Annotated in this window: 13 protein-coding genes; 7 read left to right on the forward strand and 6 right to left on the reverse strand. The window is 62.5% G+C overall.

The features are described from left to right. Positions 1–23 precede the first annotated feature (23 nt). A complete protein-coding gene (gene rplQ, locus AC5RW2_RS34765; protein WP_493941539.1) occupies positions 24–587 on the forward strand; it encodes a 50S ribosomal protein L17 in 564 nt (187 codons plus the stop codon). A 69-nt stretch (positions 588–656) separates the two neighbouring features. Here rplQ and AC5RW2_RS34770 read toward each other — a convergent pair whose 3' ends face one another. Together AC5RW2_RS34770 and AC5RW2_RS34775 are read right to left on the reverse strand one after the other, a co-directional pair. Then, positions 657–1,475, reverse strand: a complete 819-nt coding sequence (locus AC5RW2_RS34770; RefSeq protein WP_493963112.1) for a cytochrome c oxidase assembly protein — start codon at positions 1,473–1,475, stop codon at positions 657–659. Beyond that, complete coding sequence (locus AC5RW2_RS34775) at positions 1,472–2,074, reverse strand: DUF2243 domain-containing protein (RefSeq protein ID WP_493963111.1); 603 nt, start codon at positions 2,072–2,074, stop codon at positions 1,472–1,474. Before AC5RW2_RS34775 ends, AC5RW2_RS34770 begins: the two co-directional genes overlap by 4 nt. A 174-nt stretch (positions 2,075–2,248) precedes the next feature. Here AC5RW2_RS34775 and AC5RW2_RS34780 point away from each other — a divergent pair, with 174 nt between their 5' ends. After that, positions 2,249–3,181: a tRNA pseudouridine synthase A gene (locus AC5RW2_RS34780; RefSeq protein ID WP_493963110.1), complete on the forward strand. Its 933-nt coding sequence runs from the start codon at positions 2,249–2,251 to the stop codon at positions 3,179–3,181. A 191-nt stretch (positions 3,182–3,372) separates the two neighbouring features. On the opposite strand, the gene fliW is transcribed toward AC5RW2_RS34780, so the two are convergent. From fliW to AC5RW2_RS34800, 4 genes are read right to left on the reverse strand one after another with little or no spacing between them, the layout of a single operon-like run. Then, positions 3,373–3,756 carry a flagellar assembly protein FliW gene (gene fliW / locus AC5RW2_RS34785; RefSeq protein ID WP_493963109.1) on the reverse strand — a complete coding sequence of 128 codons (384 nt, stop codon included), beginning with the start codon at positions 3,754–3,756 and terminating at the stop codon, positions 3,373–3,375. Beyond that, the gene (gene flgL / locus AC5RW2_RS34790) at positions 3,753–4,655 is read right to left on the reverse strand and encodes a flagellar hook-associated protein FlgL (RefSeq protein WP_493963108.1); all 903 of its coding nucleotides are present in this window, start codon (positions 4,653–4,655) and stop codon (positions 3,753–3,755) included. The genes fliW and flgL overlap by 4 nt, the downstream gene beginning before the upstream one ends. Positions 4,656–4,658: 3 nt before the next feature. Then, positions 4,659–6,047 carry a flagellar hook-associated protein FlgK gene (flgK, locus tag AC5RW2_RS34795; RefSeq protein ID WP_493963107.1) on the reverse strand — a complete coding sequence of 463 codons (1,389 nt, stop codon included), beginning with the start codon at positions 6,045–6,047 and terminating at the stop codon, positions 4,659–4,661. A 10-nt stretch (positions 6,048–6,057) separates the two neighbouring features. Further along, the gene (locus AC5RW2_RS34800; RefSeq protein WP_493963163.1) at positions 6,058–6,543 is read right to left on the reverse strand and encodes a flagellar protein FlgN; all 486 of its coding nucleotides are present in this window, start codon (positions 6,541–6,543) and stop codon (positions 6,058–6,060) included. Between the two features lie 246 nt (positions 6,544–6,789). On the opposite strand from AC5RW2_RS34800, the gene AC5RW2_RS34805 reads away from it, so the two are divergent. The 5 genes from AC5RW2_RS34805 (at position 6,790) to AC5RW2_RS34825 (ending at position 10,964) form a co-directional block, all read left to right on the forward strand. After that, positions 6,790–7,599 (forward strand): sigma-70 family RNA polymerase sigma factor, encoded by an 810-nt coding sequence (locus AC5RW2_RS34805; protein WP_493963162.1) that lies wholly within the window; start codon positions 6,790–6,792, stop codon positions 7,597–7,599. Positions 7,600–7,762: 163 nt separating this feature from the next. After that, positions 7,763–8,683 (forward strand): flagellin N-terminal helical domain-containing protein, encoded by a 921-nt coding sequence (locus tag AC5RW2_RS34810; protein ID WP_493963106.1) that lies wholly within the window; start codon positions 7,763–7,765, stop codon positions 8,681–8,683. 124 nt (positions 8,684–8,807) lie between these two features. Beyond that, a complete protein-coding gene (gene fliD, locus AC5RW2_RS34815) occupies positions 8,808–10,154 on the forward strand; it encodes a flagellar filament capping protein FliD (RefSeq protein ID WP_493963105.1) in 1,347 nt (448 codons plus the stop codon). After that, a complete protein-coding gene (fliS, locus tag AC5RW2_RS34820) occupies positions 10,151–10,597 on the forward strand; it encodes a flagellar export chaperone FliS (RefSeq protein ID WP_493963104.1) in 447 nt (148 codons plus the stop codon). The genes fliD and fliS overlap by 4 nt, the downstream gene beginning before the upstream one ends. After that, entirely contained in the window at positions 10,590–10,964 is a 375-nt protein-coding gene (locus tag AC5RW2_RS34825) for a hypothetical protein (RefSeq protein WP_493963103.1), read from the forward strand. The genes fliS and AC5RW2_RS34825 overlap by 8 nt, the downstream gene beginning before the upstream one ends. The last annotated feature ends 6 nt before the right edge of the window (positions 10,965–10,970 follow it).

Consider the following 10,970-nt stretch of genomic DNA (forward strand, 5'->3'; position numbering starts at 1 on the left):
GGCACCATTGAGGAGAAAACATAATGCCTACCCCCGCTAAGGGTCCGCGCCTCGGAGGCGGTCCTGCCCACGAGCGCCTGATGCTCGCCAACCTGTCTGCCGCGCTCTTCGAGCACAAGCGGATCACCACCACGGTCACCAAGGCCAAGCGTCTGCGCCCGTTCGCAGAGCGCCTGATCACCTTCGCCAAGCGTGGAGACCTGGCCTCGCGTCGCCGCGTGCTGGCCGTGATCAGCAACAAGGGCATCGTGCACGAGCTGTTCACCGACATCGCTCCGGTCATGTCCGCCCGCGACGGTGGTTACACCCGCATCACCAAGATCGGCAACCGCAAGGGCGACAACGCCCCCATGGCCGTCATCGAACTGGTGATGGAGCCCGTTTCGCCGAAGCAGGCCGTGGTGAACGAAGCTGAGAAGGCCACCGCCAAGGCTGCCCCGGCCCCGGTCGAGGAAGAGACCGCTTCGGCTGAGTCCGCTGAGTCGCCCGAGTCGGCGCAGTCCGGCGATTCCGCCGAGTCGGCCGATTCCGCGGAGTCCGCTCCGTCGGCCGAGTCCGCTGAGGAAGCCACCGAAGAGAAGAAGTAGTTCTTCACCTTCACCGTCTGAAGCCCGCTGTTCCCTTGGGGGAACGGCGGGCTTCTGCGTACCTCGGAATTATTGGATGACGACGGCGGTGCCTCGCCTGGCGGCGCGGTTCTTCCGGTGCGGCCGCCAGGTCGAGACCAACGCGAAAGCCAGCAGCAGCTCGGCGATGTCCCCGCCGTAATACATGAGTTCTCCGGCGAGCCGCAGTTCGGCTGCCGGGGCCGGAACCTGCACGAACCACCCGCCGTACAACAGCTGCGACAGCACCGCGTGCCCGGCGATGGCCACCCCGAGCACCACCAGCCGGGCCGGCACGGACGGCCTGCGCGGCGCCGGGTCCGGGCCGGCGATGACCCAGGCGAACAAGCATCCGGCGGCCAGGAAGTGCAGATGGATGGCGTGGTGCAGCATGGGGTTTTCGGCGGCCAGAGTGTACAGCGGCGTGAAATAGAGCACGAACAGGCCGCCGAGGCTGAGCAGCAGCGCGGTCACTGGGCTCGCAACCAGATGCACGGGCCGAGAGCGCAGGACCTTGCCGATCCGCTTGCCGTGGCGCGGCGGGACCGACCTCAGCAGCAAGGTCACCGGTGCGCCGAGCACCAGCCCGATCGGGGCATACATGCCAATCAGCAGGTGCTGGACCATGTGGACCGGCAGCCCGCCGGGCGGCAGGGGAATCAGCTGCGGCGAGAGGCCGAGAGCCAGGAGCAGCGCGCCGGCCACGAAGGACGCCGTGCGCCAGCGGCTCCAGCCGCGGCCCTCATGGCGCCGCCACGCCAAGGCCAGGTAGGCCGCGGTCAGGGCCGCAACCAGAGCCAGCGGCAGCACGTCGTCGAACGCTGATGATTGGTACGCGTGCCCAGCGTGGCCAGAGTGTGCAGTAATCATTCCACTCTCCGGCTTCGGCCGCCGCCAGTCCCGCTACCGTCGTCGCCGCTGACTCCGGTCAGGTCCACCATCCGGCCAGACCGTTGCAGCAGCCAGCCGCCGAGAACCAGCAACGCCCCGAAGATCAGGAAAAGGATATCGGCCAAGGTCTGGTAATCGCCGCTGATCACATGGTGGATGGCGAGGATGTGGTGGTCGATAATTCCCTCCACGAGGTTGAAGAGGCCCCAGCCAACCAGCATCCAGCCCCAGAGCGTCCGTGACGCCCATACCCGTCCGCGCGAGGATGTGACGCGCGAATAGAGCAGTCCCAATCCGATCAGCACCGCCAGCCAGGTCACGGTGTGGAACACCCCGTCCCACAGCGTGTTCATCTGCAGACCGTGGACGGTCGTGGCGGGATAGGAACCGATATTGATGTTGGCGGTGTCCGCGCTGGTGAGCATGTGGTGCCACTGCAGGATCTGGTGCAGCAGGATCCCGTCCACGAAGCCACCCAGCCCGATGCCCAGAATGACGCCGGGCAAGGCGATCCTCTGGTTGTGATTCGTCGATGTTGCGCTCCCGGTGCTTCCGGCGCTTCCGGCATTTGCTGCCATCGCTCCTCCAAACCTCGGCGGTGCCGCATTGGAGCGGGCACTGTCCCAGCAACATAGACCGAATGGTCCCGCGCGTCGACCGTCCGGGTATCGCGAAAGTTGCGGCTGCCTGCAACTCATCCGATCGTCCGGCAGCTTCCGGATGCGGCGCAGAGGTCCCGTAGCATTTAACCCATGCACCTGAACACCTCCGCCGTCCCCGAACAGGACGGCGGTCTGCTGCGCGTCCGGATGGATGTGGCGTACGACGGCGGCCCGTTCAGCGGGTGGGCGGTGCAGCCCGGCAGGCTCACCGTCCAGGGAGCAATCGAGGAGGCGCTCGAGACGATGATCCGCCGGCCGGTCCGGCTCACCGTCGCCGGCCGTACCGATGCCGGGGTACACGCCCGAGGGCAGGTGGTGCACTTCGACCTGGAGCCGGGGGAGTGGCAGGGGCTAGCCCGCGGCCGGGAGATTGACCCCGGACGTGCCTTGGTCCGCCGGTTGCGCGGTGTGCTGGCCAAGGTGCTCGGCGGCCGCGTCGGCGCACCGGTGCCCTACCGGGACCTGGCCGGCGCCATCGAAGTCAACAATGCCGTTCTCGCCCCAGCAGGATTCGATGCCCGGTTCTCGGCCTTGTGGCGCCGCTACAGCTACCGCATCGCCGACCACGCCGAGCTCTGGGATCCGCTTTCACGCAACACCACGCTCTGGCACAGACACGCGCTCGACCTCGACCTGCTGAACGACGCCGCCGCCAGACTCCTCGGTATCGGCGACTTCCTGGCCTTCTGCAAGCCGCGCGAAGGCGCCACCACCATCCGCGAGCTGCAGAAGTTTGAATTCACCCGAGGGACCGACGGCGTGCTGCTGGCGACGGTGCAGGCCGACGCGTTCTGCCACAACATGGTCCGTGCCCTGATCGGAGCTTCGCTGATGGTCGGCAGCGGCGAGCAGCCGCCGGAGTGGCTGCGGGACCGGATGCTGGCGAAGGTCCGCGATTCGAAGAGCAAGCTCGCTCCTCCGCATCCGTTGGTACTGGAAGAAGTGCTCTATCCGGACGGTGGCGAACTGCTGCGCCGGGCCGAGCTAACCAGGGCCAAGCGCTCGGACCCTGACGAAGGCTGAGGGTGATTGCTTCCGGCGGTTCCCCCATGAGCCGCCGGAAGCCTTTCAACCGGTGTCATCCCGGATCCCCCTGCAGGTCCGCTGGACCATGCTGGATAAAGCTTGCACGGCGAATGCGTAAATCTCAATAGTTTTAGACGTCTGACTTCTCCCACCACTACGTGGATAGGCAGCTGATGGCCGAGGTTTTGCTAGGCCGCCTGGGGCGTCAATTCAGCACGCAGCGGCCAGTCCTGCCCTTCCAAAATGACCTGCGCGCTGATGCCGGTGTGCACGTTGACGACGATCGGCGCCATCAAGTTTACGGTCGTGCCAGACTCTCCCGGGTTGGCCACGACCAGCACCATGGCGTCTTCGGAGGCATTCAGGTCCAGGGCCGCCCGGTCGTCGTCGGAAATCACCGGCGTGTATTGGTTCAGGTAGGTCGCTGCGTCTAGTACGAACAAGCGCTTGGTGGGTTCAGCCACCGGCTGCAAGGAGTACAAGCCGGCCGCGCCGTCGATCTCGTCCAAGGTGAAGTCCACCAGCGGAGCCAAGCCCGGGGGAGGAGCGACGAAGGTCAGCGAAGCGCTCATCGCAGGAAGTCCATCAGCGTCGGCTGCAGTACGCGCGCGGTGACCTGCAGGGCTGCCTGATAGGCCACTTCCTGCATCTTCAGGTCCAAGACCACCTTGCCGAGGTCCGGATCCTCGATCCCGGAGCGGCGGGCTTCCAGCGAAACAGCTTCGTCCAAGTTCGTCTCCTGGGCTTTCAGGATCTGGGCATGGCGGGTACCGACCTCGGAGCGTGCATTGATCACGGTGTTTAGCCGGGTGTCGATAGCGTTCAAGTCTTCGCTGACGCTGCCAGTGTCGTTGAGCTTTGCGATCATCGAGTCCAATAGAGCGAAAACTGAGTTGCCGGGGCTCCCATCGGCCGGGTCGCTGCCGAAAACGTTCTCGCCTTCAGCGTCGACGCGAACTTTTATCTCGGGGCCGATCCGGCGGTCGACCGGGGATTTCGGGCCGGAGAAGGTGTAGGGCCTTGTGCGATCGAAGACTGCGGCACCATCCGAGTTCCCCGCGAAAACGCTGCGACCCAGGTATTTTGTGTCGGCGGCGTTCAGGAGGCTCTCTTTGATGCTCCCGAGCTCCAGTGCGATGGCGTCGCGCGCTGTTTGCGTCAGGGAGCCATTGGACGCCTGAATGGTGAGATCCCTGGCCTTGTTCAACAAACCAGTGACTGTGCCCAAGGCTGAATCGACCGTGGTGAGCCAACCGTTGGCGTCGTCGATGTTGCGCTTGTACTGTTCGTTGGCACGCATGTCTGCGCGGGTGCGAATCGAGTCTGCGGTGCCGACCGGATCATCCGACGGGCGCGCGATGAGCGATCCGCCGCTTGCCAGCTCCTGGAGTTTGGCCATACGCGCCATGTTGTCCTGCAGATTGCGCTGCGCAAAGCCGCTCATCGTTTGGTTAGTGACTCGTGAAATCATGGACTATCTCCCAACCAATCCGGTGCGGTTGATCAAAGTATCGAGCATTTCATCAATTGCGGTCATGACCCGAGCCGCACCCTGGTAGGCGTGCTGGTATGACAACAGGTTCACGTTTTCCTCGTCGAGATCTACCGAAGCGTTGGACACCTGCAGGGCCTTCGCTGACTGTGAGGCGATGTCGGAGAGATTCGCCTGCTGGAGTTCCGTCTTAGCCACTACCCCAATTTCCGTGACGATTTTTTCCCACGAGCTGTCGGGGGAGTTGCCGCCGATACCGAGCAGGGACAATTTATCGGCAACGGAACCATCAAGCTTTCCACTGCCGGGATTGCCAGCCTTAAGGTCTGCGACACTTTTCACCTTGACCATCAGGCCGAGCGCAGTGTCCTCGAGTCCGGATTCGAATCCGAAGAACTCGGCGGTTCCAGTCTCCGCGTATACGGCGTTGACCTTGGTATTCAGTTCTTTGGCGAAATTGTCGTAATCCTTCGCTGCCTTCCGCAAGGGACCATCCTCAGTTCCGCTGCCCAGAACAGAAAGGGCACCCGCGATCTGTCCGCCGTCGAGGACCATCGGAGCATCGCGCGAATCCCACATCAGTAGCACACCGTCGCCGGAGATGTCGGTTCCGCCCTGAACCTTGACCCGGTGGGCGGACGATCCAGCGACGAGTGCGTTCCCGCCGATCAGAACATCCACCTGCCCGTCGCTGCCCTGTCGGACGGTGGCCCCCGTGAGGGCTGCCAGCCGCTCGGTCAGCATGTTCCGCTGGTCCATTAGCTCGTTGGCCGAGCCGCCGTTCGCGACAGCAAAGCGGATCTTCTCGTTGAGGCTCGCTACTTGCGACGCAGCGCCGTTGACCTCTGCGGCCATGGTGTCCACATTGGAGCGCACGCGGGAGAACTGCTCACGCACTTCCTGGTAGCCGCGCTTGATCATGTTGGCCAAAATGTTCGCTTCTTCCAACACCACGCCGCCGGCAGCAGGATCGTTAGGTCGGTTGGAGAGGTCCTGCCACGAGGCCCAGAACTCCTGCAGTCGGCTGGAGATGCCGTTCTTGCCAGGCTCACGCAGCGACGTTTCCAGCTCGGACATGGCGTTAGCGCGCACAGCGGCATAGCCTGCGACCCCAACGGAGAAACGGACGCGTGTGTCCAAGTGCATGTCGCCCAGCCGGGCGATCGCGTCTACCGACACGCCCTGTCCGATTTGGACCCCGCCAGTCAACAATCCGGTGCGTTCCAGCGCCCCGATCGACGACGTGCTGACCCGCTGCCGGGTGTAGCCCTCGGTGTTGGCATTGGCGATGTTCTGGCCCACGACGTTCAATCCCTGACGGGCGGCCACCAGGCCGGTGTACGCGGTGTTCAGGCCGCTGAAGGTGCTCACTGCGAAAACCTCAGATCGTTGTGTCGAACAGCTGGGAACGGTTGCCGGAAACCCCTGCCGCCCCGTGGGAGTCATAGGTGCCGGCGTCGGGGTTGAAATTGGCCAGCGTTTCCTGGGTGGAGCGGGCCGCGGCGCGCAGGAACTTTTCGTTCACGTCACGCAGTTCGCGGATCTGCAAGGTCAGCTGGGTCAATGCCTGCAGGTGACCGCGGAAGATTTCGCCCCAGGGGCCTGCCGGAGCCTGGTCCGTCAGCTCACGTAGCGTCGCCCCTTCGGGCGTACCCCACTCCCGGGCCAGTAAGGCCACCTCCACAGTGCGGGTCAGACCGGCGTCCCGCAGTCGCTCCAGCACCTGCTCCACCTCGCGGGTGGCGTGCTGCAGCCAGCGGGACTTGCCGGCGGTCAGCAGCAGCTGCTCCTCTTCGAGCTTGAAGACCAAAAGTTCAAGAAGTTCGCGTTCGTGCCACAGCATGGCGGACAGTTCATGGGCTCCTATGTCAGGCACCTCCCCTGGTTGATTCTGCGGATCCGCCCCCACGTTCCGCGTCAAAAGGCCGCCACTAGATGAACTGAAAGTAACGGCATGGCTACGTTCCTATCTATCGGCCCCGAAACCCTGTTCGTTAGCAGTGGTTGATGATAGGTTTCACCTAGAGACGAATCGTTCTTCCGAGGCCGCACCCCTCGGCGTTTTTGTCCGAATGATTCATCCACGTAGCTTGGCACGGAGGGGGACATGTCAGTGGATCGTGCTGACCGTAATGCGCTGGTGGTTGAAAACCTCCCGCTCGTCGGATATTTGGTCTCCGAAGTGTGTGCTAGAGCCACTCATCTTTCCCGCGATGACCTCGCCTCCGCCGGCTCCGTCGCCCTCATCACCGCCGCTGATGCCTTCGACCCGACCCTGGGGGTTCCTTTTGGCGCCTTTGCCCGGCGTCGCATCATCGGAGCCTTCGCCGATGAGATGCGGGCCATCGACTGGGCGCCTCGCTCCGTGCGCAAGCGCATCAAGGAAACCCTGTCCGTCCGTGAAACTCTGACCGCCGAACTTGGGCGTTATCCGAGCGTGGAAGAGATTGCTGCCGCTCTCGGGGTTGACCGCGAGACCGCCGAGGCGGCCTTGGATGACGCATCCCGGACGGTTGCCGCACTGGATGGCACCACTGCCGAACTCCTGGTTTCCGAAACCGCGTCCCCCGAAGGCTCCCTGCTCACTGAGGAACGTCTAGCCTTCCTCAAGGCTGCAGTGCACAACCTACCTCCGAAGATGCGCTACATCGTCGAGCAAATCTACTTCGAAGACCGCTCCGTTAAGGAAGTCGCCGAGGAAGTCGGCGCCACTCACTCCGCCGTGTCCCAGCAGCGCTCCGAAGCTATCCGCCTGCTCCGTGACGGCCTCCATACCCACTACTCCGACGACGGCGGTGCCACCTATGTGCCCGAGTCGCGGATTGCGCCCTCCCGTAGGAATGCGTACCTGACGGCCCTGGCCGACCAGACGGTCGGCGGCATCACGCGCTTCACCCGCCAGCCCCAAACCGCTCTCACTTAAACGAGTCGCTGATCGACTAAGGGCGCTTGCGCCCGCATGGAGATCGAGGTTCCCAAGAATTTCTCGAAATCTCCTAACCAACCTGCAACTTCCTCCGATAGCTACAGTTGCCAGCCCATGGACGGGCCGGTGAATTTGTACCATCTCATGGAGGAGTTCCATCATGGCTTTTGCCATTAACACCAACGTTGCGGCGCTGAACTCGTACCGCAACCTGTCCAACACGCAGAACGACATTTCGAAGTCGCTGGAGAAGTTGTCGACGGGATTCCGGATCAATCGGGCCGCTGATGACGCAGCTGGCTTGTCGATCTCCGAGGGTCTTCGCTCGCAAGTCAACGGTCTAAACGTTGCTGCCCGCAACGCACAGGACGGTATTTCCGTTATCCAGACCGCTGAAGGTGCGCTCACCGAGGTCCATTCCATCCTGCAGCGGATGCGTGACCTAGCTGTTCAGGCTGGTAACGACTCCAATAATGGTGACGCGCGCGATGCTATTGCAAAAGAAGCGGGTCAGCTCGTTGAGGAACTGACTCGTATCGGAGAGTCAACGAATTTCAATGGCATCAACCTGCTGGACGCATCTGCGGGCGCAGCCGGCGACGGCAAGCTTTCCTTCCAAGTCGGTGCTGATGGAGGCGCCTCAAACCAGATCGAGGTCAACCTCGGCTCGTCCGACGTCACCGCCTTGGCGACGAGCCTTACTACCCTCCTAGTAACTGGGGAAGGATTCTCTTCGGCTGAGAAGGTCAAGGGGACGCTGGATGCCGGACCGGACGGTATTCTTGGAAACGCTGATGATACCGGTGTCAAGGGGACGATCGATGTCCTTGACGATGCCATCAAATCGATTTCTACCGCCAGATCAGAACTTGGCGCAGCCCAGAATCGTCTTGAGCATTCGATAAAGCACATCAACATTTCTGCTGAGAACTTGGCTGCCTCGGAGTCACGCATTCGGGATACCGACATGGCACTGGAGATGGCTAGCTTCACCAAGAGCCAGATCATGTCTCAGGCAGGCACCGCGATGCTTGCACAGGCAAATCAGGTCAATCAGGGTGTGCTGCAGCTCCTCGGCTAAACCGGGCAACTGACTGCTGAATGCTCGCCCGGCGGCGAGGCGAACGAATTGGACCTCACACTCCTCGCTGCCGGGCGTCAGCATTCGCTCAGGTGAACACATTTTTTCTCCAGGAGGAACTGACGTGGCGTTTTCGATCGGTGGAATGATCAGCGGTTTGGATACCGCAACAATGATTAACCAGCTGATGCAGCTGGAAGCGCGTCCACAGTCCCTCCTTAAGAACAAGGTCTCCAGCACACAAACGCTGGTCAGCGCACTCCAGTCGCTCAACACCCGCATCGCAGACCTCGGTAAGGTCGCTGGAGAGACCGCTAAGCCCAAATCGCTCGACATCTACACGGCGACGAGTAGCTCGGACAAGATCACCGTGACGACGACGACGGGAGCCTCAGCCGGCGGGCTCGATCTGGAAGTCGTCCAATTGGCCAAGGCCCAAGTCTCCGTTTCCGCATTGCTGAGTGGCTGGCCTGAAACCGCTACCAGGCTCACGATCGCACTTCAAGACGGTCGTGAAATCGATGTGGAGACGCCTGGCAAAGATCTGGACCAGATCGTCATGGCGATCAACGACGCCAACCGAGGAGTGACAGCAACCAAGGTTTCGGTCGGGACGGACGCGAACAACCCACAATTCCGATTACAAATCGCTGCGACTGAATCGGGCGAAGCCGGAAAATTCACCATCGAATTTGAAGGTGTTCCCGTCACTTTCGATAAGGTTCCGCCAGCTAAAGATGCCGTAGTTGCTCTTTGGGGCGGCTTACAAACCGTCTCTTCGTCCTCGAACACTTTCACTGACCTGCTGCCCGGTGTCAGCGTCACTCTCGCTCCTGACACGATTCCGGGTGAAACGAAGCCGACTATCACCATCACCCGTGATGACAAAGCCGCGACCGCGAAGGCCAAGGCACTGGTCGACGGACTGACCGACCTCTTCTCCTTCATCTCCAAGAACTCATCGGTCAACGTTTCCACGTCTACAGGGTCAACGACGACCAAGGGCGGGATTTTCACCGGCGACAGCAGCGTACGCGACATCGAGCAGCGCATGATGAAGGCGGCGATCAGTCCGATCGATGGCCGGTCGCCGTCGGAAATCGGCATCAGCATCACCAAGGACGGCTCCATCGCGTTTGACGCCGAGAAGTTCGGCAAGGCGTTGAAGGAAGACTCGGCTTGGGCCGAGAAGGTCGTTCAGACGATCGCCGGCCGCGTCGAGACTGCGGCTAAGGAAGCGTCGGATAAGTACGACGGCGCGATCACCAAGCGCATTCAGGGCCAGGAATCCCTTGTCAAGACGCTTAATGACCAGGTCACCGGCTGGGACACGCGGCTGGCGTCCCGGCGCTCCACGTTGGAGCGCACTTGGGCGCAGCTTGAAGTAACGCTGAACAGCCTGCAATCGCAGGGCAACTGGCTGAGTTCACAGCTGGCTACCTTGCCGGCATGGGGGAGCAACAAGAAATGACACTGACATACGGGCCGGGCTTCGGAGCCCAGGCAAAGCGGAACCAGTTCCAGCGTGACGCGATCATGTCCGCCACGCCGGCTCGACTGTTGACCATGTTGTACGACCGGCTGCTGCTGGACCTGAACCGGGCTGAGGCCGCCCAGCAGAACCAGCAGTGGTCGGTGGCTTCGGAAAACCTGATCCATGCGCAGGCCATTGTGTCCGAGCTGATGTCCTCGCTGAAAACCGATGTGTGGGACGGGGGAGAGGGCCTGAAGGCGCTCTACACCTACACGCTGAACGCGATGATGAACGCGAACATCCACCGCGATGCCGCGCGGACCCGGGAATGCATCGAACTGCTGGAACCGCTGCGCGAGGCCTGGCACGACGCCGCCGAGCAGTTGCCGGCACAGTCTGCGCGCCCCGGCGCCCTGGGTGGCGAACTTGGAATTGCCTGAGGTCCCAGAACCGGAGTTTTCAGAGTCTGAGCTGCCGGAGAGCGGCATTGCGGCGCTGCACCGCTGGATCGAAGTGCTGGACGAGCTGGAACAGACACTGGCCGCCGCTGCCGAAGCCACGAGCGAGGGCGAGGATCAGGACGCAAGCCGGCGCACCGCCGTCGTGCAGTGGAAGGCACCGCAGGGGCTGGGGCCGATCCCGAACGAACTGGTGGAGCGGGCCACGAAACTGGCCGCCGCCCAGCAGGATGCGGTCCGCGAATTGCGGGCCGATATGCGGCAGAACCGGCAGGAGTTAGCTTTCCTGGATGCCGTTCCCACCCGTGGCACATCCGGCCAATCCGTCTACCTCGACGTAAACGGTTAACCAATC

This window comes from Arthrobacter sp. B0316-1-20, assembly GCF_059091865.1.